Below are 17,693 nucleotides of genomic sequence, written 5' to 3'. Positions count from 1 at the left end.
CTCAATAGGCAGAACGGCAGCGGAGGATAATGCGACTGGCCACGTCGGCGAAAGAGCTTGCTCGTATGACCGAGATCCACGTCCTGATAGACAATAGTGTCAGCGCGTGATGGCCGTCCCATGCAGATGCTGGCTGCTCTGATTGCTCCTGCGGATAATGTTGCACCCAATTGAAAGGACGCATAGTTATGCAATATCTCGGGCTTGCGATCGTGGTCGCACTGCTGGCTGTGATCGTATTGCTGGTCGCGCTGCGCTTGCTACTGGGGGGGCACTGGCTGATGGGATGGTTGCGCGGGACTTGCGGCTTTTTAGTCCTGCTGTTCGCCGGATTGATTGGCCTGATTGGCTACGACGTCAGCACCTACGCTGCGCTGCCTGACAAGAAGCCGCTGGTCACTGTGAGTTTCCACGCCCAGGGTCCGCAGCGTTACGAAGTCAGCCTGGAACAGGGCAACGAGACGCGAACGGTGATGCTGGAAGGTGATCTATGGCAGCTCGATCTCCATCTGCTTCGCTGGAAGAGCCTGGCTGAGCTGATAGGTCTGGAGTCAGGGTATCGACTGGAGCGGCTTTCCGGACGATATCTCGCCGTGGAGCAACAGAACATCGCCCGCCATGGTCGCGTTGTACTGAGCGAGAACCCTCTGGGCGTGGATATATGGGACGCGCTGCAGCTCGAGCGCCGCGATCTGCACTTCCTAGAACCGCAAGTGCTGCGTGTCGAGTACATGCCGATCGCCGATGGGGCCGTCTATGCCGTGGAACTGGCGCCTACGGGGCTACTGGCGAAACCGGTGAATGCCGCTGCGACCGAGGCACTGAAGAACTGGTAAGCGTGGGCAGACAAAAAAGGGAGCCGCTTGGCTCCCTTTTTTGTGCGGCGAACGATCAGGCCAGATAACCACCGTCGACGTTCAGCGACACGCCGGTGGTGTAGCTGGACGCGTCGCTGGCCAGGTAGAGCACCGCACCGGCCATTTCGCTCGGCTGGGCGACCCGGCTCAACGGGATGTGCTGCAGTGCCATCTCCAGGATGGACTCATTCTTGACCAGCGCTGAGGCGAATTTGGTATCGGTCAGGCCTGGGAGCAGGGCATTGCAGCGAATACCGAACTGCGCGCATTCCTTGGCGAAGGCCTTGGTCATGTTGATCACGGCGCCCTTGGTGATCGAGTAGATGCCCTGGAAGTTGCCGGGCGTTACCCCGTTGATGGAAGCGACGTTGATGATGCTGCCGCCGCCGTGTTCGCGCATCAGCTTGCCGGCTTCGATGGACATGTAGAAGTAGCCGCGGATATTCACGTCGACGGTTTTCTGGAAGGCCGAAACATCGGTATCCAGCACGTGGCAGAACTGGGGATTGGTCGCCGCATTGTTGACCAGAATATCGAGGCGGCCGAACTGTTCGCGGATCTGGGCAAACACTGACTGGATCTGTTCCATCTCGCCGATGTGACAGGCGACCGGGGTGGCCTTGCCGCCTTCAGCGATGATCGCGTCGGCTACCGCTTGGCAGCCTTCGATCTTGCGGCTGGATACGATCACATGGGCGCCTTGCTGCGCGAGCAGTTTGGCGATGGCTTCGCCGATACCGCGGCTGGCGCCGGAAACGAAGGCGATCTTGCCGTCTAGGTCGAACAGGGTTGTCTTGGACATGGTCGTTCCTCTTTTCTTGTTCGGTCCTGTGGCGTGCCACAGGGTTTGGATAGCTTCAGAGCGTCGATTGCCCGATCACTTGCAGCGCCTTGTGTTCGAGCAACTTGTTCATGTGGATGAATGAGGCGAAACGCTGGTCCTGGGTCTGACCGTGATAGAAGCGGTAGTAGATCTGCTGAACGATTCCAGCCAGGCGAAACAGGCCATAGGTGTAGTAGAAATCGATGCAGGGAATCTCGATGCCGGCTCGTTGCGCGTAGTAATCGACGAAGCCCTGCCGGGTATGCATGCCGGGCAGATGACTCGGTTGGCGACGCATTGCCTGCATTGGCTGGGGATCAGCGGCTTCGATCCAGTAGGCCAGCGTATTGCCCAGATCCATCAGCGGATCGCCGATGGTGGTCATTTCCCAGTCCAGTACGCCGATGATCTCCATCGGGTTGTCCGGGTTGAGGATGACGTTGTCGAAACGGTAGTCGTTGTGAATGATTCCCGGCTTGGGGTGATCCGCCGGCATCTTGTCCTTCAGCCAGGCCTTCACCGCCTCCCAGGCGGGCGCATCGGGAGTGATGGCGCGTTCGTAGCGCTCGCTCCAACCCTCGATTTGGCGCTTCACGTAGCCTTCCGGCTTGCCCAGGTCGCCGAGGCCGCAGGCCTGATAGTCGACATTGTGCAAGTCGACGAACTTGTCGATGAAGCTCTCGCAGAGGGCACGGGTCTGCCCTTCATCGAGGCTCAGTTCCGGCGGCAGCTCCGAGCGCAGGATGATGCCGTTGACGCGCTCCATCACGTAGAACTCCGCGCCTATCACTGAATCATCGGTGCAGTACACGTACGCCTTCGGGCAGTAGGGAAAGCCTTCGTTGAGCTGATTGAGAATGCGAAATTCGCGGCCCATGTCGTGGGCTGATTTGGCTTTGTGTCCGAAGGGAGGGCGGCGCAAGACCAGATCGCGATCGGGGTACTGCAGCAGGTAGGTCAGATTCGATGCGCCGCCGGGAAACTGGGAAATCTGCGGTGTACCGTTCAGGCCAGGGATATGCGCCTTCAAGTATTGGTCGATGATATCGACCGGCAACTCCTCGCCTGCACGGACGCGGGTGGTTTGATCTGTAAGCGCCATTGTTATCCCTTCTACTTATGTTCGGTGCCCAAGATGATTCAGTAATCTAATGCTCGAGGTTGCGTAGACCAAGCGATGCGCGCTGTTATTGGCCGGAGTGTTGCTGGTTAATCAAGCTCCCTGATTCGTCCGCGTATGAATCGCTGGCATAAAAAAACCGAAGTCTGAGACTTCGGTTCCTTTACATCTCAGCAATCAGCTTTCGCCTCAGGCTGGGAACAGTTCGCTGAGCTTCATGGCCAGCATCATGTCGCCTTCGGCGCGCAGCTTGCCGGCCATGAAGGCCTGCATGCCGTCGGTTTCGCCGCTAACGATGCCCTGCATGGTTTCGCTGTCCATGATCAGAGTGACGTTGGCGTCGCTGGAATCGCCCTGCTGCAGATCGCAGGTGCCATCCTTGACCACCAGGTAGTAGTTTTCGGCATCAGTGATGTTGAACTGGAAGACCAGATCCAGGCCGGCAGCGGCGCTGGGGTTGAACTTCGACTGCATGCCTTTGAAAGTCTCGGCGACGTTGCTCATGAGGGTTTCCTTTTTGGTCGTTATGGGTACACGCAGCTTTTGGCCGCTTGGGGCTGGGCTCATCTATGGGTGACGAGCTCCGGATTCTTCAGGAGTTGCAGGTGCGCATGGCTGTTGAACGAAGCCAGTGCGACATCCCGATCACGAAATTTCAACAGGCTGAGCGAGGTGTTGACGATCTGCCAGTTCATCTCGAACGCCTTGATCGGCGGCACGCCTATGATCAGTTGCAGCAGCGCGGTGATAGTTCCACCGGAGGTGAAGATGGCGATACGGTCGCGTTTGCCGGCTTGATCGAGAACGCGATCCAGGCCACCACGTACACGGTCGAGAAAGTGCTGCCAGCTCTCCAGGTCGTCCTTCTCATGTTCACCGGATATCCAGCGATGCACTACATGGGTGAACAGGCGCTGAAAGTCGGCACGATGATCGGCGGCGTTGCGCAGGATGTGCATCGCATTCGGCTCCACCTGGAGCAGGTCGGGAAGATGCGCGCGAATAACCGCATCGGCGTGAAACTCATTGAAGGCAGCATCGACTTCAAGCTCAGGCTGAGCGCCTAGTCTCGCCAGCGTGGCGCGGGCGGTATTCTGCTGGCGATCCAGCTCGCCGCTCAGGCATCTATCGAAAGACACATCGAGTTGCGCCAGGTAGTCACCCAAGGCTTCGGACTGGCGATATCCCAGCGGGGACAGCACGTCGTAGTTTTCTGCGCCGAAAGACGCCTGACCATGCCTGATCAGGTAGATACTGCCCATGCTGCTGCTCCGGCCGGCACTGTTTTTCGCGAGGGTAGGGACATCGTTCAGGAGTGTCAACGATAATTCGAACGTTTGTTTGAATCGCTCACGCTGGCTCCGCCACAGGCCCGCCGGTATGCTGGCGGCATGCCGCCGAAGGTAGTTTGTCGGCGACCGGAACTCATCGAGGGGGATACGTGGAATTTCTTGTCGACTATGCCAGCTTCCTGGCAAAGACCGTCACGTTGGTCGTGGCGATCGTGATCGTGCTCATCGCGCTGGCTTCGATGCGGCGGGGACGCAGCAAACAGGGTGGTGGGCACCTCGAGGTGCACAAGCTCAACGAATTCTACAAATCCATGCGTGAGCGCCTGGAGCAGGCCGTAATGGAGAAGGACGCGTTCAAGGCATTGCGCAAGCGCGAAGCGAAGGCGGCCAAGCAGAACAGGAAGGCCGAGTCTCCAGCTCGAGTCTTCGTTCTCGATTTCGATGGCGATATTCGCGCGTCTGCAGTAGACAACCTGCGCCATGAGATCACCGCATTGCTGACTATGGCGACGCCGCAGGATGAGGTTGTGCTGCGCCTGGAAAGTGGTGGCGGCATGGTCCATGGCTATGGCCTGGCTGCCTCGCAGCTGGTGCGCATTCGTGATGCCGGCGTGCCTCTGACCGTCTGTGTCGACAAGGTCGCAGCCAGCGGCGGCTACATGATGGCCTGTATCGGTAATCGCATCCTCACCGCACCGTTCGCCATCCTCGGTTCCATTGGCGTGGTGGCACAGCTGCCGAATGTGCATCGACTGCTGAAGAAGCACGATGTCGATTTCGAAGTGCTGACCGCTGGCGAGTACAAGCGCACGTTGACCGTGTTCGGCGAGAACACCGAGAAGGGCCGCGAGAAGTTCCAGGAAGACCTGGAGACGACCCACGAGCTGTTCAAGAACTTCGTCGCGCGTTACCGGCAGAACCTGTCGATAGATGACGTGGCGACGGGAGAGGTGTGGCTGGGCATTGCCGCGTTGGGCAAGCATCTGGCGGACGAACTCAAGACCAGTGATCAGTATCTCGCCGAGCGCGCTCAGGAAGCGGAACTGTTCCAGTTGCATTACATACAGAAGAAAAGCCTGCCCGAGCGCTTCGGTATGGCGGCCAGTACGGTTATGGAGCACGGCTTGCTGAAAGGCTGGAGCCGGCTGAACGAACAACGCTTTTGGCAATGACAAGGGGAACCGCATGAGCAGCTTCAAGGCACTACAAGTCAGCGAGACGACCGAGGGTCGTTTCGAAACCCGTATCGTCGAACGTACTACCGACGAGCTGCCAGCCGGTGAGGTACTCATTCGGGTGCATTACTCCTCGCTGAACTTCAAGGATGCGCTATCGGCGAGCGGCAATCGCGGCGTGACCCGCTCATTTCCCCATACGCCAGGCATCGACGCCGCGGGTGTCGTGGCTTCGTCCAGCGTCGGTGAATTCGCCGAAGGCGATGAGGTGATCGTCACGGGCTACGACCTGGGCATGAACACCGCCGGTGGCTTCGGCCAGTACATCCGCGTTCCGGCGGCCTGGGTGATCAAGCGCCCGCAGGGGCTTTCGCTGCGCGAGGCAATGATCCTCGGCACGGCCGGGCTGACCGCGGCCCTCTGCGTCGACAAGCTGGAACAGGCGGGTCTTGAGCCAGGCGAAGCGCCCGTGCTGGTCACCGGCGCGACGGGTGGCGTTGGCAGCATAGCTGTGGCTCTATTGGCCAGTCTTGGTTACAAGGTTGCGGCGGTCACGGGCAAGGCTGATCAGGCGGACTTCCTTATTCGCCTGGGGGCTAGCCAGATCGTCGAGCGCGCTGCACTGCAGGCTGGTGTGGAGAAAGCGTTGCTCAAGGAACAATGGGGCGGGGCAGTGGACACCGTTGGCGGAGACATCCTGTTCAACGTGGTGAAGTCGCTACAGCGAGGTGCCAGCGTGGCCTGTTGCGGGCTTACCGCCGGGACGCATTTCCAGGCCAGTGTGCTGCCGTTCATTCTTCGCGGCGTGAATCTGCTGGGTGTTGATTCGGTGGAGATCCCGCTGGTAGTCAAGGCTTCCATGTGGGACAAGCTATCGCTGCAGTGGAAGCTGGCCAATCTGGACGACCTCTCGCAGGAGGTCGGGCTGGAGGAGTTACCGACGGCGATCGAGCGCATTCTGGCCGGCGGCCAGGTGGGTCGAGTGCTGGTCCGCGTGGACTGAATTCCACACGTGCTGGCTTATCGCCGCGATAGTGGCAATGAATTTCCTCGGTAGCGTTAATTGGCGGAATCTAGCGCCACTCCTGATCGCAACCGAGGAAATGTTTCATGAAGAAGCTCGCCGAAAAGATCAAACAGATCGCTGCCGGAAAAAAGGCCGATGTAGTCACCACGCCGGTCGAACACCCCAACTTCTGGATGTATCAATGAAGCAATGAAAAGCCCGCCAATAGGCGGGCTTTTCATTTGTCGCAATCGACCGGGCTGGTATCAACCCTGGCGACGGCGGAACAGCGGGCGCTCATCGTCGGCCGCGGCCTGATAGGTCACCGAAAAGTCCTTCAAGCCTTCCAGCGCGTCGACCGGGTCCCGATCGGCGCGAATGGCGAACGCATCGAAGCCGCAGCGACGCATGTAGAACAGCTGGTCCCGCAGCACATCGCCGATGGCGCGGATCTCGCCTTTGTAGCCGTAGCGCTCGCGCAAAAGGCGGGCACTGGAGTAGTGGCGGCCGTCGGTGAAGCTGGGGAAATTCAGCGCGATGACCTGGAAGTGCGCAAGGTCGTCTGCGATGTCCTCGACCTGCTCGTTGGCATCGAGCCAGACCCCGAGGCCGCCGTCGCGGGCTTTCAGCGCATGGGCATGGTCCAGCCAGAGATGCAGCGGCACGATCAGATCGTCGCTGTTGCACAGGTCGTCGAGCGTCTGTTCCTTGGGCAGCAGGTGCCAGGTCTCATCGACCAGTTGATCGTTCTTAATGATTCGCTGCATAGACGCGCTCCTTGAAGGGATCAATGCCGATGCGGCGGTAAGTGTCGATGAACTGTTCATCTTCGGTACGCTGCTCCACGTAAACGTTGATGATCTTTTCGATCACATCTGGCATCGAGTCCTGGGCGAAGGATGGGCCGAGGATCTGGCCGAGGCTCGCGTCACGGCCGGAACTGCCGCCCAGCGAAACCTGGTAGAACTCCGCGCCCTTCTTGTCCACGCCCAGAATGCCAATATGGCCGACATGGTGGTGACCGCAGGCGTTCATGCAGCCTGAGATGTTCAGGTCGATGTTGCCCAGGTCGAACAGGTAGTCGAGGTTATCGAAGCGACGCTGGATGGATTCGGCGATTGGGATCGACTTGGCGTTGGCCAGCGAGCAGAAGTCGCCGCCAGGGCAGCAGATGATGTCGGTCAGCAGGCCGATGTTCGGCGTGGCCAGACCCAATTCGCGCAGTTCATGCCAAAGCTCGAACAGCTTGGCCTGCTCGACATCGGCCAGAATCATGTTCTGCTCGTGGGAGTTGCGCACCTCGCCGAAGCTGTAGCGATCGGCCAGATCGGCGATGGCATCGAGCTGCTTGTCGGTGACGTCGCCGGGCGCCACGCCAGTGCTCTTCAGCGAGAGGGTGACTGCCGCGTAGCCGGGCTTCTTGTGTGCGACCACGTTGCGCTGGCGCCAGCGGGCAAAGCCCGGATGCTCTGCGTCCAGCTGGGCGAGCGCAGCGCTCTGGTCTTCCAGGGCTTTGTACTCCGGATCGACGAAAAACTTGCTGACACGCTGAACTTCAGCTTCGGTCAGCGTCGTCGGGCCGTCCTTGAGGTGCGCCCATTCGGCATCGACGCGCTCGGCAAACACTTCTGGCGTGAGCGCCTTGACCAGAATCTTGATGCGTGCCTTGAACTTGTTGTCACGACGTCCATAGCGGTTATAGACCCGCAGGATGGCGTCGAGATAGCTCAACAGGTGCTGCCAAGGCAGAAATTCGTTGATGAAGCTGCCGACGATGGGGGTCCGCCCGAGGCCGCCGCCGACCGAAACACGGAAGCCCAGGTCGCCGGCCTCGTTCTTCACCGCTTCCAGGCCGATATCGTGCACCTCGATGGCGGCCCGGTCGCTGACCGCGCCGTTGACGGCGATCTTGAACTTGCGCGGCAGGAAGGCGAATTCGGGGTGGAAGGTCGACCACTGGCGAATGATCTCGCACCACGGGCGGGGATCGATCAGCTCGTCCTTGGCGACACCGGCGAACTGGTCGGTGGTGGTGTTGCGGATGCAGTTGCCGCTGGTCTGGATGGCGTGCATCTGCACGGTGGCCAGCTCGGCAAGAATTTCCGGCACGTCTTCCAGCTCGGGCCAATTGAACTGCACGTTGGTCCGGGTACTGATGTGTGCGTAGCCCTTGTCGTAATGACGTGCGATCTCGGCCAGCTTGCGTACCTGGGTGGAGGACAGTAGCCCGTAAGGCACGGCTACGCGCAGCATCGGCGCGTAGCGCTGGATGTACAGGCCATTCTGCAGACGCAGCGGGCGGAATTCTTCATCAGCGAGTTCGCCAGCCAGGAAGCGGCGAGTCTGGTCGCGGAACTGCCGGACCCGATCCTCGATGATGTGTTGGTCGTACTGATCGTAAACGTACATAAATGTCCTGTTTTCAGGCTGTCTACAGCATTCGCGCGCACGGCCGCGCACCCATTAAGGGAGGGTGGCACGATACCAGCTCGTGGTTATACGCAAAAGTGATGTTTGGGAATATGTTTAGAACCAAACCAAGCGAAATGGACTTATAACCCGCTGCCCTTGAGCAACGCACAACAGTGGTCTTAACTGCCTCAAAGAAGCTGTCGATATCATCGAACCGCTAGAGGAGAACTTCCGTGAGAAACGAACAGCGCGACAGTGTGGTGGACGCCGCGGCTATCTTCAGTCTGATCATGCTCGCGGTGGGCACCGCGATCTTCTGGGTCAGCCATCAGTAGTAAAAGCTCAGCTCCCAACCAGATAGAGCACCAGTTTCACCAACCCCAGGATCACCAGCACGAACAGAACGGTGAAACCCACGCCGAGAATGATGAAGTGGCTGGGTTTTCCATGGCTGAAATCCCGGGCCCTGTTCTTGCCGCTCTGTACGCCCAGTGCCGCAGCCAGAACGCTGCTCAGCATTTCGCGAAGCGTCAGAGTCTTTTCCTGGTCGTCTTTCATTGGTGTCTCGGACATGACTGCCTCCAATCGCGGTTTCTCCAGAGTCTAGTCGTACAAAGGCATTGCCAGCGCAAAGACTTGATGCGGTAAAGAGAGCCGAGCGAGGCGAGCGCACAGGCTATTTTTGAAATACAGGACCGGCTGTACTACAAACCGGTCCGTCGCATTACTCCGCCTTGATGGAGATTTTCTTCGTGTTGTCGGCGGTGCCCGGCTGCTTGGGCAATGACAGGCGCAATACACCCTTGCCGAACGTGGCTTCGATCTTGTCGCGGTCCACGCCTTCGGGCAGCGCGAAACTGCGTTGGAAGCTGCCGTAGGATCTTTCGGATAGGTGGTAGCCGTCGCGTTCCTCCTTATGATCCTGGCGTTTTTCACCCTTGATGATCAGGCTGTTGCCAGCCAGCTTTACCTCCACATCCTTCTCATCCAGTCCGGGCAGTTCGGCTGTGATCTCGAACGAGTTTTCCTTCTCTACAACGTCCATCGCCGGCATCCGATTGGGGCCACCCTGCCACAGGGGCGGGGTTTCCAGACCATGGCGGCTGAAGGGCAGATGCCAGGGACGTTCAAAGTCGTCGAAGAGGCGATCCACCTGTCGGCGCAGGGTGTCGAAGGGACGCCAGGGCTCCTGAGACGCCGAAGGCATGTTTTTCTCGTTCGTACTGACTGAAGGCTTTTTCGAAGCATCGTTCATTTCGCAAGCTCCTCATTAGCTAGGGAAGTTCAAAGCAAGACTTTGCTCTGCCAGCTGCAGGACTGCGGATTGAAGCGGATCAACCAATACCCCACTATCTGTGCGTCATTTAGAGTAGTGCAGGGCTGTGGTCTGCGCACGGTCAGATGGAGCGTTTTTGAGACGCTCAGATGCTCTCCTTCAGCCAGTCCCAAAGCCCTAGCGAGAAGCCTGGGAAAAGGTTGATCCCCAGCGCTGACTTGAATACGTACAGGATCAACAGCCCTACCAATGCAGAAAACAGCAGGAACAAGGTTGCCAATGCAGCCTTGGCCATCAGCGAGAGATTTTGCTGGGGACGCGTCAGGTTACGTTTGTTGCGGCCGGCGACGATCGCGAAGTAATAGCGGTCGCGCCACACCTTCACCGTACCGCGCAGGTCGACGCGGTGCTTGACCCATGACCGTGCGCCGAACACCCCACGCAGGGCATCGAGCTGCGCTTCGCTGAAGGATTCACGCAAGTGCTCGGGCAGGCGCTGTTTCAAACCACGGATGAACGGGTCCTGATCGACCGCCGCATCCGAGTAGGGTTTAGGGTAGGGCGTATGTTCTTCGTCTGCTTTGGGTGAGTTCATTGCTGGGTCGCTCCGGAAAGCGCGTCAGAGCGCGGCGAGAGTGGTGTGCAACTGACTGAAGTTTGGACGGCCTTCTGGCTGCTCTGACATGCACTGATTCTGTAGCTCGAACAGCGTGTGCCGATGCGAATCGTTTTCGAGGTCTGGGCAGCGTTGCCGCAACTCTTCCAGCAGACAACCGAAAGCGCGCGATTCGATGCGTTGCAGCGCTTGGCCAGTGGCACTCTCCGGCTCGAAGAACGAGGCAGCGCCGAAATCGCTGAGCAGGCATTCGCCCGTTGGGTCGACCAGCAGATTATGGGCGTACAGATCGCCATGCAGGATGCCGCGCTGATGCAGGTGAGCGACCGCCGAGGCGGTGCCACGGGCAATCCGCAGCGCCTGCTCCACGGTAAAGGTTCGATCCTCGGCGTAGCAATCGCGTGTGCAACTGACCAGCGACGGCGGACCAGCCAGTGGCTGGAAGGCCGGCTCGACCAGATCCATCAGCAGGCCCGGCGTTTGGCCCGGCTGATCAGCCAGCGGCCCGGCAACATCGATCAGATTTGGATGGGCGCCAGCGGATACGCAGGCTGCCATCTCGCTGTGGGGCAGGCCGTCGCTGGTGACATGGCCCTTGAACAGCTTGGCGGCCATTTGCTTGGGCGACTGTCCGCTCGGCTGCCATGCGGCACGGTAGATGATGCCCGACGCACCCTGGCCCAGTTGCTCGTGCAGGACGACCTGTTCGCGCGGAATCGCCGGTAGCGAATGACGAGCGAGGCTCATCGCTTCGCTGGCGTCGCTGAAGGGGTTGCCGGCAGCGGCCAGCCAGCTGAGTCGCGGCAGTGTCAGCAGCCAGTCGGGCAGCGCTGGCAGGCGGTTGGCGGCGATGCGCAGCAGTTCGAGATTGACGCAATTGGCCAGCGAATCCGGCAGTGAAGACAGCTGGTTGCCAGCGAGCATCAGTTTTTGCAGGCGTCGGCAGTTGCCGATCTCGTCAGGCAACGCCTGCAGCTGGTTGTCAGTGAGGATCAGCCAGCGCAACGCCGATGGCAACGCGGCGGCGGGCAGATGGCGAATCTGATTGGCCTTGAAGCCGATCATCTCCAACTGCTCGCAGTCGCCGAGGCAGTCCGGCACCTCGGTGAAGAGGTTGTCCGAGCAGAACAGAATGCGCAGCTTGCTCAGGCGGGAGAGGTCGGAAGGCAGGCTGTCGAGTCGGTTACCGGAGAGATTCAGCACTTCCAGCGTATCGGCGAGAGCGAAGATCGCCTCCGGGAAGCTCTGCAGGTCGGCCGAGAGATCGAGGCGGCGGATTCCGGCCAGCTCGCCACGTTCCAGTTGTTCCAATGTGTGCATGCGGCTTGCGCTTTCCTTGCTCAGATGTGCGGTGTGGGCGGCGTGGGTATTGCGCTGGGACAGTGACGGGGGCTTGTGGGTTCAGGCCCCACGATCAACGCGTCGCTTGCGATCAAGTACCTGCTCGGCCCGGGCGCGGAGCTGGCCGCAACCGCCGTCGATGTCCTGGCCGGCCGAGTTGCGTACCTTGGTCAACACGCCGCGGCTGTGCAGGTAACGCACGATCTGCACGATGCGCTCGCCATCGGGACGCTGATATTCGTCATCTTCCAGACTGTTATAGGGGATCAGGTTCATCACCGCGTACTTGCCCTTGAGCAGGCGCAGGATGCCATCCATCTCATCCTGGTTGTCGTTGATGCCCTTGAGCAGGGTCCACTGGTACTGGATCGGGAATCCGGTCGCGCGGGCATAGGCCTCGCCGAGGTCGACCAGTTCGTCGGGTGCGATCTGCGGCGCTCGCGGCAGCAGGGCCTGACGCAGCGCCGCATCGGTGCTGTGCAGGGACAGGGCCAGCGCCGGCTTGACCCGCTGCTGCGGCAGGCGCTCGAACACGCGCATGTCGCCGACGGTGGAGAACACCAGATTCTTGTGGCCGATGCCGCCGTCCGTGCCGAGCAGGTCGATGGCTTCGAGCACGTTGTCGAGATTGTGTGCGGGCTCGCCCATGCCCATGAATACCACCTTCTTTACCGGGCGGAAGCGTCGGGCGAGGGCGACCTGGGCGACAATTTCGGCACTGCCCAGCTGACGCAGCAGTCCGCTCTTGCCGGTCATGCAGAACACGCAGCCTACGGCGCAGCCGACCTGACTGGACACGCACAGCCCGTCGCGCGGCAGCAATACGCTTTCCACCATTTGCCCATCGGCCAGCTCCACCAGCAGGCGCGCCGAACCGTCGGCCGCCGGGTGTTCGGAACGCAGCCGCGCCAGTCCGTCGATCTCGGCGCTCAGCGCCGGCAGCCCTGCGCGCACGCTCAGCGGCAGGAAGTCCTCGGCCTGTTGCTGGCGCCGGCCGACATCGAGCGGCAGGCCCTTGAGCCAGGCACGGGTCATTCGCCCGATATGACGGGGCTTGGCGCCGATGTCGGCGAGGCGTTGCTGCAGGTCTGGGATTCGCATAGGGCGCGCATTCTATCCGGGGTCACGCGGTGAAGCGACGGCAGAACGGCACGATGCCGACCAGCAGGACGGCGAGCAGCGCGAAGGCCATGCCCAGCGAGCTGAAATGCGCGACCACGCCCATCATGGCCGGGCCGGCGAGGACTCCGGCGAAACCGATGGTGGTCGCCACGGTAACGGCCAGCTGCACCGGCATGCCATCCTGCCGGCTCAGGGATGAAATCAGCACCGGCGAGACGTTGGCGCAGCCCAGCCCGCACAATCCGTAGCCGATCAGCGCCACGGCCCAGTGCTCGGCGGCCAGGCTCAGGCCGATGCCGAACGCAGCGAGCAACCCGCCAAAGGCGATGACGCGGGCCGTGCCGAGTGCATTTACCAGCGGGCCGCCAGCGAAGCGCGCGATGGTCACCATGAGGGCGAAGGCTGCGTAACCCAGGCCGCCTTTGGCCACTTCGAGGCCTTTCTCACCGGTCAGGTAAAGCGCGCTCCAGTCCAGCACGGCGCCTTCGGCCAGATAGACGACAAAGCACATCAGGCCTACGAGCAGGACCACGCCTGTGGGCCGCACGAATGCGAAGCCGCCGCCCGGCGCACGATTGGGCAGAAAGCCGCGAGCCAGGCCGAGATTCGCCGCAACGATCAGCCCGATCATCAGAAAGCTGCCGATCTCCGGTGCCAGACCGAGGGTCAGCAAGCCCGTGAGCATCAGTGCGCCGCTGATGGCGCCGAGGCTGTACATGCCGTGGAAGTTCGACATCAGCCGGCGGCCGACCGCGGTCTCCACCAGCACCGCCTGAATGTTCATGATCACGTCGATGACGCCCAGGCTGCCGCCGAAGCAGAACAGTGACAGGGCCAGCAACAGCATCGAGTCGGTCAGGGCCATGCCGGCCAGCGCCAACGCCAGAAGCACGACGCTGCACAGCTGCACCGGGCGGATGCCCCAGCGGCTTACCAGCACGCCGGACAGTGGCATCCAGGTCAGCGAGCCGACGCCGATGCAGAGCAGCAAAAGGCCGAACACTGCATCTGTCATCTCTATGCGTTCGCGTACATAGGGCACCAGCGGCGCCCAGACGGACAGGCCGAAGCCGGCCATGAAGAAACCGCAACGGGTTGCGTTGCGCACGATAGGGGAGTCGATCTGAAGGGTGTTACGGACCGCAAGCATGGGCGGCATTCCTCGATGAACTGGGTTGGCGATGGGTTAAGTGCGCGGCGAGCCGCGTTTCACCACAGGGCCAGCAATCCGGTATCGAAGAGAAACAGCAGTCGGCTTCCCGCGGGCAGGCTTGAAGAGCAGGGGAGTGACGTGCTGGACATGGAAGGAGGGTAGCAGTTGGATAGGTGCACAGAGGATACACAACCCGAGCTACTGAACAACCCGCGCGTAGGCCTGGCACCATGGTGCACCTCCCGCGTGGTTCACAACCGGTCCGGTTCGGCGGGTGCGCATGCTATCGTTGGCCGCTTTGCCGCCACGTGCGCTGTCGGAGCAGTCGATGAAGTTCATACACCAGCGCGAGCACCTCAACGAGGACGACATCGTCGTCATCGAATGCTCGCAGACCTGCAACATCCGCCTGATGAACGATGCCAATTTCCGCAGTTTCAAGAACGGCGGTCGGCACACCTACCATGGTGGGGCGTTCGATAAATTCCCGGCGAAAATCGTCGTGCCGAGTACCGGCTTCTGGAACATCACCATCGATACGGTCACCCGGCGCCCCATCAGCGTGACGCGCAAACCGAACCTCAGTCACTCGATCAGGGTCATTCGACGGTCCCCCTCGCGTCTGTAGTCGCCCAATGGGCTGCGAGGCAATTCACAGGGAGCGAGCTTTTGAACCGCAGCCACCATCCGCAAGCCATCAACACCAGCCTTGGCAACCACACGCCGGAGACGCGCATGAGCGACAGCCGTGGCGGAACCACCCGCGCGCATCTGGGCATGCTGCTCTGGGCGCTATTTGTCGGGTTGTCGTTCCCCGCGGTGGGTTTGCTCACTGACGGGTTGCCGCCACTGCTGCTGACAGCCATGCGCTTCAGCATTGCGGCATTGGTTCTGGCGCCGCTGGCCTGGAGCCAGAGCGAAGGGCGACCGGGCTGGCGCCCCCTGTTGCTGTACGCCGCCATGGGGCTATGCCTGGCGGGCTTTTTCGGCACCATGTTCTGGGCTGCCCATCGGGTCAGTGCGTTGTCGATGGCGACGCTGTTCGTCAGCGTACCGCTACTGGCTTACTGCCTGGGCCGCGGGCTTGGTGTCGAGCAGCCAGCCGGCCGTCTGTTGGCTATCTTGGCGCTTGGCGCGAGCGGGGCGCTTGGGCTGGCCTGGGCCGAGAACGGTGGCGATTTCTCCGGCATGCAGCTCGGCCTGGGCGAGCTGGGCTTCTTCTTCGGTTGTGTCGCGTCGGCGTTGTACCCGGTGCTCAGCAAATGGGGGTTGGCGAACGGCACTTTGCCGCGGCAGGCGGGTTTGCGCACCTTCTGGAGCCTGATCGCCGGCGCGCTGCTGATCGGCCTGATGGGCTTTATCTGGGAGCAACCGGCGTCGCTGCTGCGCATGAACCTGCTGGATCTGCTGCTGGTGACCTACCTCGGCGTTTTTTCCAGCGCCATGACCTTTTTCCTGCAGCAGCGAGCGACGTCCGTTCTCACGCCCGGTGCGGTCACGGCCTACAGCTACCTGGTGCCCTTCGTTTCGATGCTGCTGCTGTTCTTTGATCAGCCGGCGCGCATGGGGGTGCACTGGTTGCCGGGTAGCCTGTTGGTCGTGCTTGCCATCGGCCTGTTGTTGCGTCGCGATCGCCAGCCATAGGGCTTGTGACCAGTCATTCGCCTAGCAGAGCACGGGTGTGAGCGATCGCCTGCCACTCGCGCTCGGTCCAGCCGCCGCTGACCTCGACGAAGGGCTGGTCCCGCTGCACCAACCAGCTGCGACATGCCTGGAAGAAGTCCATCCGTTCGCTGAGATCAGGCTGACAGCGCTGACCGTCGCCATGCCACTCGATTCCCTCGGGCGAGAGCAGCAGGTGCTGGTGGTAATCCCGCGCCAGCAGCTCGTCCTCGAGCCAGGCGGGGCAATCGCCGAACAGCGTATGACTCCAGAGCATGTTGCTCAGCAGATGGGTGTCGAGAATCAGCAGATGCGGTGCCTGAATTCTCGCGGCGTCTTCCCAGTCCAGCTGGCCACGGGCAATCGCAGGAATGTCGACAAGCGTCGTGTCGCGTTGCGTCTGCTCGATGTAATGGCGTACGTACTCGCCCACCATCACTCCGCCGAATGTGCGCAGCAGCCGCTGTGCAAGCCAGCTTTTGCCGGTGGACTCCGGACCGGTGAGCACCAGCACCTTCATAGCGTCGCCACCCGTGCCATGCGCCATTCCCGTAGCCCCATGACCGCAAGTCCGGTGAACAGCGCGTAGAGGCCGGCCGTCAGCCAGTAGCCCTGATAGCTGAAGAAGCCAATGAACAGCACATCCACGACGATCCATAGGAGCCAGCACTGCAGGCGCTTGAGGGCCATCCACAGCTGTGCGAGCAGGCTGAATGCGGTGAGTGCGGCGTCGATCCAGGGAAAGGCGGCCTCGGTGAAGCTCGCCATGGCGCTGCCGAGCAGCAGGCTGCCGAGCACTGCGCAGGCAATGCCTATAGCCACCTCACGCGGACTGGCGCCGGTCACGGGCCTACCGTGTTCGCCTGCGGCACCTCGCGTCCAGGCCCACCAGCCGTAGAGCTGCATTGCGGCGAAAACACTATGCAGCAACACCTGTGAATACAGCCTGGCGTCGAGGAAAAACCAGGCGTACAGCGACACCATGCCCAGCCCGATCGGCCAGCACCATGGGTTCTGGCGCACCGTCAGCCATACGGCGATTACGCCAAGCAGCGCGGCGATCAGTTCGAGAGACGACATGGTGTGCAACCGGGCTTGCAGTCGAGGGGCGCGATCATAGCGGACGTCTCCGCCAATGGCTGCATGTTGTGAGGCGCGCCAGGATTGAACGACGCTGGTATCGGCTGCTCATGGTTGAGGCGAGGGCGCAGCGGGAGGCTGGCCAGGTGTTGAACAAAGCCCCGAGGTAAGGGAATCAATCTGAATGACCCAGGCAATGGCTGGTAGTCGCGGTGGCTTGCGAATATCGGACTGCTTATGAGTGATGCCGGGGCGCAGCACGGCAAGGATCGCAATATTCAATTTCTCCGTGGGCTGGCGATCCTGATGGTGCTCGCTATATCGAACGGCCGTTGATGGAGGGTGCGAAGTCAGTGGCAGCCGCCGAAGAAGGGACGACTGCGAGTTCAATAGCCGTCGCCCGCGCAGGGCGAGGCGGCTAGAGGTGCGTTACTCGTCCTCGCCGCCGATGGCACTGAGGCACTGCAGTCGATGCGGGCCTTCCAGTAGCCAGATTTCGCCGTCGGGCTGGCGCTGGGCTTCCATGATCTGGTTGTAGCTGAACTGCCACTGGCGGCGTGTGCGGCCGTCGACCAGATCGATCGTCAGCAGGATGTCTTCGCTGGCGAATGGCTGATTGGCTTCAGCCGCGGCGTCGGCATCGTCGAGCAGCGCCTCGTTCAGCGCGAACTGCCAGGCATGCAGGTCGTCGATGATCAGCATGTCGGCGGTTTCGAGTTCGTCGATCAGCAGCGGTGTTTCGGATGACATGGTGCAAG

At 61.1% G+C, this 17,693-nt stretch carries 20 protein-coding genes; 5 read left to right on the top strand and 15 right to left on the bottom strand.

Features of this window, described 5'->3' with window-relative positions; genetic code table 11:
* Positions 1-188 precede the first annotated feature (188 nt).
* A complete protein-coding gene (locus LW136_RS12565; RefSeq protein WP_234173029.1) occupies positions 189-836 on the top strand; it encodes a hypothetical protein in 648 nt (215 codons plus the stop codon).
* Positions 837-891: 55 nt separating this feature from the next.
* Here LW136_RS12565 and LW136_RS12560 read toward each other — a convergent pair whose 3' ends face one another.
* The 4 genes from LW136_RS12560 to LW136_RS12545 form a co-directional block, all read right to left on the bottom strand.
* A complete protein-coding gene (locus LW136_RS12560; protein ID WP_023445295.1) occupies positions 892-1,659 on the bottom strand; it encodes an SDR family oxidoreductase in 768 nt (255 codons plus the stop codon).
* Positions 1,660-1,714: 55 nt separating this feature from the next.
* Positions 1,715-2,782: a phosphotransferase family protein gene (locus tag LW136_RS12555; RefSeq protein ID WP_014820130.1), complete on the bottom strand. Its 1,068-nt coding sequence runs from the start codon at positions 2,780-2,782 to the stop codon at positions 1,715-1,717.
* 207 nt (positions 2,783-2,989) lie between these two features.
* Positions 2,990-3,304, bottom strand: a complete 315-nt coding sequence (locus LW136_RS12550) for an SCP2 sterol-binding domain-containing protein (protein WP_014820131.1) — start codon at positions 3,302-3,304, stop codon at positions 2,990-2,992.
* Between the two features lie 59 nt (positions 3,305-3,363).
* A complete protein-coding gene (locus LW136_RS12545) occupies positions 3,364-4,062 on the bottom strand; it encodes a histidine phosphatase family protein (protein ID WP_230357447.1) in 699 nt (232 codons plus the stop codon).
* Positions 4,063-4,241: 179 nt separating this feature from the next.
* Between LW136_RS12545 and sohB the strand changes: the two genes are divergently transcribed.
* Positions 4,242-5,264, top strand: a complete 1,023-nt coding sequence (gene sohB / locus LW136_RS12540) for a protease SohB (protein WP_230357445.1) — start codon at positions 4,242-4,244, stop codon at positions 5,262-5,264.
* A gap of 13 nt (positions 5,265-5,277) precedes the next feature.
* Positions 5,278-6,270, top strand: a complete 993-nt coding sequence (locus LW136_RS12535; protein WP_234173028.1) for a YhdH/YhfP family quinone oxidoreductase — start codon at positions 5,278-5,280, stop codon at positions 6,268-6,270.
* A 269-nt stretch (positions 6,271-6,539) separates the two neighbouring features.
* Here LW136_RS12535 and LW136_RS12530 read toward each other — a convergent pair whose 3' ends face one another.
* From LW136_RS12530 to LW136_RS12495, 8 genes are all read right to left on the bottom strand, one after another.
* The gene (locus LW136_RS12530; protein ID WP_003279803.1) at positions 6,540-7,040 is read right to left on the bottom strand and encodes a DUF934 domain-containing protein; all 501 of its coding nucleotides are present in this window, start codon (positions 7,038-7,040) and stop codon (positions 6,540-6,542) included.
* Entirely contained in the window at positions 7,024-8,682 is a 1,659-nt protein-coding gene (locus LW136_RS12525) for a nitrite/sulfite reductase (RefSeq protein WP_023445300.1), read from the bottom strand. Before LW136_RS12525 ends, LW136_RS12530 begins: the two co-directional genes overlap by 17 nt.
* 345 nt (positions 8,683-9,027) lie before the next feature.
* Positions 9,028-9,243: a DUF2970 domain-containing protein gene (locus LW136_RS12520; RefSeq protein ID WP_023445301.1), complete on the bottom strand. Its 216-nt coding sequence runs from the start codon at positions 9,241-9,243 to the stop codon at positions 9,028-9,030.
* Between the two features lie 166 nt (positions 9,244-9,409).
* Positions 9,410-9,940, bottom strand: a complete 531-nt coding sequence (locus tag LW136_RS12515) for an Hsp20/alpha crystallin family protein (protein WP_234173027.1) — start codon at positions 9,938-9,940, stop codon at positions 9,410-9,412.
* Between the two features lie 166 nt (positions 9,941-10,106).
* The gene (locus tag LW136_RS12510) at positions 10,107-10,556 is read right to left on the bottom strand and encodes a 3-phosphoshikimate 1-carboxyvinyltransferase (protein WP_234173026.1); all 450 of its coding nucleotides are present in this window, start codon (positions 10,554-10,556) and stop codon (positions 10,107-10,109) included.
* A 24-nt stretch (positions 10,557-10,580) separates the two neighbouring features.
* Entirely contained in the window at positions 10,581-11,897 is a 1,317-nt protein-coding gene (locus LW136_RS12505; protein WP_234173025.1) for a leucine-rich repeat-containing protein kinase family protein, read from the bottom strand.
* Positions 11,898-11,978: 81 nt separating this feature from the next.
* Positions 11,979-13,019, bottom strand: a complete 1,041-nt coding sequence (locus tag LW136_RS12500) for an RNA methyltransferase (protein WP_125898400.1) — start codon at positions 13,017-13,019, stop codon at positions 11,979-11,981.
* Between the two features lie 22 nt (positions 13,020-13,041).
* The gene (locus LW136_RS12495; protein WP_234173024.1) at positions 13,042-14,190 is read right to left on the bottom strand and encodes an MFS transporter; all 1,149 of its coding nucleotides are present in this window, start codon (positions 14,188-14,190) and stop codon (positions 13,042-13,044) included.
* Positions 14,191-14,521: 331 nt separating this feature from the next.
* Between LW136_RS12495 and LW136_RS12490 the strand changes: the two genes are divergently transcribed.
* Together LW136_RS12490 and LW136_RS12485 are read left to right on the top strand one after the other, a co-directional pair.
* The gene (locus LW136_RS12490) at positions 14,522-14,821 is read left to right on the top strand and encodes a DUF1883 domain-containing protein (protein WP_003279791.1); all 300 of its coding nucleotides are present in this window, start codon (positions 14,522-14,524) and stop codon (positions 14,819-14,821) included.
* 41 nt (positions 14,822-14,862) lie between these two features.
* Positions 14,863-15,837, top strand: coding sequence for a DMT family transporter (locus tag LW136_RS12485; protein WP_234173023.1), 975 nt, complete (start codon positions 14,863-14,865; stop codon positions 15,835-15,837).
* A 13-nt stretch (positions 15,838-15,850) separates the two neighbouring features.
* On the opposite strand, the gene LW136_RS12480 is transcribed toward LW136_RS12485, so the two are convergent.
* From LW136_RS12480 to LW136_RS12470, 3 genes are all read right to left on the bottom strand, one after another.
* A complete protein-coding gene (locus LW136_RS12480) occupies positions 15,851-16,375 on the bottom strand; it encodes an AAA family ATPase (RefSeq protein ID WP_234173022.1) in 525 nt (174 codons plus the stop codon).
* Positions 16,372-16,935 (bottom strand): nicotinamide riboside transporter PnuC, encoded by a 564-nt coding sequence (gene pnuC, locus LW136_RS12475; protein WP_234173021.1) that lies wholly within the window; start codon positions 16,933-16,935, stop codon positions 16,372-16,374. The genes LW136_RS12480 and pnuC overlap by 4 nt, the downstream gene beginning before the upstream one ends.
* A gap of 429 nt (positions 16,936-17,364) precedes the next feature.
* Positions 17,365-17,685 (bottom strand): DUF5629 family protein, encoded by a 321-nt coding sequence (locus LW136_RS12470; RefSeq protein ID WP_234173020.1) that lies wholly within the window; start codon positions 17,683-17,685, stop codon positions 17,365-17,367.
* Between the last annotated feature and the right edge of the window lie 8 nt (positions 17,686-17,693).

This window comes from Stutzerimonas kunmingensis, from assembly GCF_021432085.1.
GTDB lineage: Bacteria > Pseudomonadota > Gammaproteobacteria > Pseudomonadales > Pseudomonadaceae > Stutzerimonas.
Note: the sequence above shows the minus strand (reverse complement) of the source record. Positions and strands in the feature narration are given on the sequence as shown.

Bases quoted from the DNA above. Each gene is read 5' to 3' on its own strand.
- LW136_RS12565 (WP_234173029.1), top strand. From the start codon at position 189: ATGCAATATCTCGGGCTTGCGATCGTGGTCGCACTGCTGGCTGTGATC.
- LW136_RS12560 (WP_023445295.1), bottom strand. From the start codon at position 1,659: ATGTCCAAGACAACCCTGTTCGACCTAGACGGCAAGATCGCCTTCGTT.
- LW136_RS12555 (WP_014820130.1), bottom strand. From the start codon at position 2,782: ATGGCGCTTACAGATCAAACCACCCGCGTCCGTGCAGGCGAGGAGTTG.
- LW136_RS12550 (WP_014820131.1), bottom strand. From the start codon at position 3,304: ATGAGCAACGTCGCCGAGACTTTCAAAGGCATGCAGTCGAAGTTCAAC.
- LW136_RS12545 (WP_230357447.1), bottom strand. From the start codon at position 4,062: ATGGGCAGTATCTACCTGATCAGGCATGGTCAGGCGTCTTTCGGCGCA.
- LW136_RS12535 (WP_234173028.1), top strand. From the start codon at position 5,278: ATGAGCAGCTTCAAGGCACTACAAGTCAGCGAGACGACCGAGGGTCGT.
- LW136_RS12530 (WP_003279803.1), bottom strand. From the start codon at position 7,040: ATGCAGCGAATCATTAAGAACGATCAACTGGTCGATGAGACCTGGCAC.
- LW136_RS12525 (WP_023445300.1), bottom strand. From the start codon at position 8,682: ATGTACGTTTACGATCAGTACGACCAACACATCATCGAGGATCGGGTC.
- LW136_RS12520 (WP_023445301.1), bottom strand. From the start codon at position 9,243: ATGAAAGACGACCAGGAAAAGACTCTGACGCTTCGCGAAATGCTGAGC.
- LW136_RS12515 (WP_234173027.1), bottom strand. From the start codon at position 9,940: ATGAACGATGCTTCGAAAAAGCCTTCAGTCAGTACGAACGAGAAAAAC.
- LW136_RS12510 (WP_234173026.1), bottom strand. From the start codon at position 10,556: ATGAACTCACCCAAAGCAGACGAAGAACATACGCCCTACCCTAAACCC.
- LW136_RS12505 (WP_234173025.1), bottom strand. From the start codon at position 11,897: ATGCACACATTGGAACAACTGGAACGTGGCGAGCTGGCCGGAATCCGC.
- LW136_RS12500 (WP_125898400.1), bottom strand. From the start codon at position 13,019: ATGCGAATCCCAGACCTGCAGCAACGCCTCGCCGACATCGGCGCCAAG.
- LW136_RS12495 (WP_234173024.1), bottom strand. From the start codon at position 14,190: ATGCTTGCGGTCCGTAACACCCTTCAGATCGACTCCCCTATCGTGCGC.
- LW136_RS12490 (WP_003279791.1), top strand. From the start codon at position 14,522: ATGAAGTTCATACACCAGCGCGAGCACCTCAACGAGGACGACATCGTC.
- LW136_RS12480 (WP_234173022.1), bottom strand. From the start codon at position 16,375: ATGAAGGTGCTGGTGCTCACCGGTCCGGAGTCCACCGGCAAAAGCTGG.
- pnuC (WP_234173021.1), bottom strand. From the start codon at position 16,935: ATGTCGTCTCTCGAACTGATCGCCGCGCTGCTTGGCGTAATCGCCGTA.
- LW136_RS12470 (WP_234173020.1), bottom strand. From the start codon at position 17,685: ATGTCATCCGAAACACCGCTGCTGATCGACGAACTCGAAACCGCCGAC.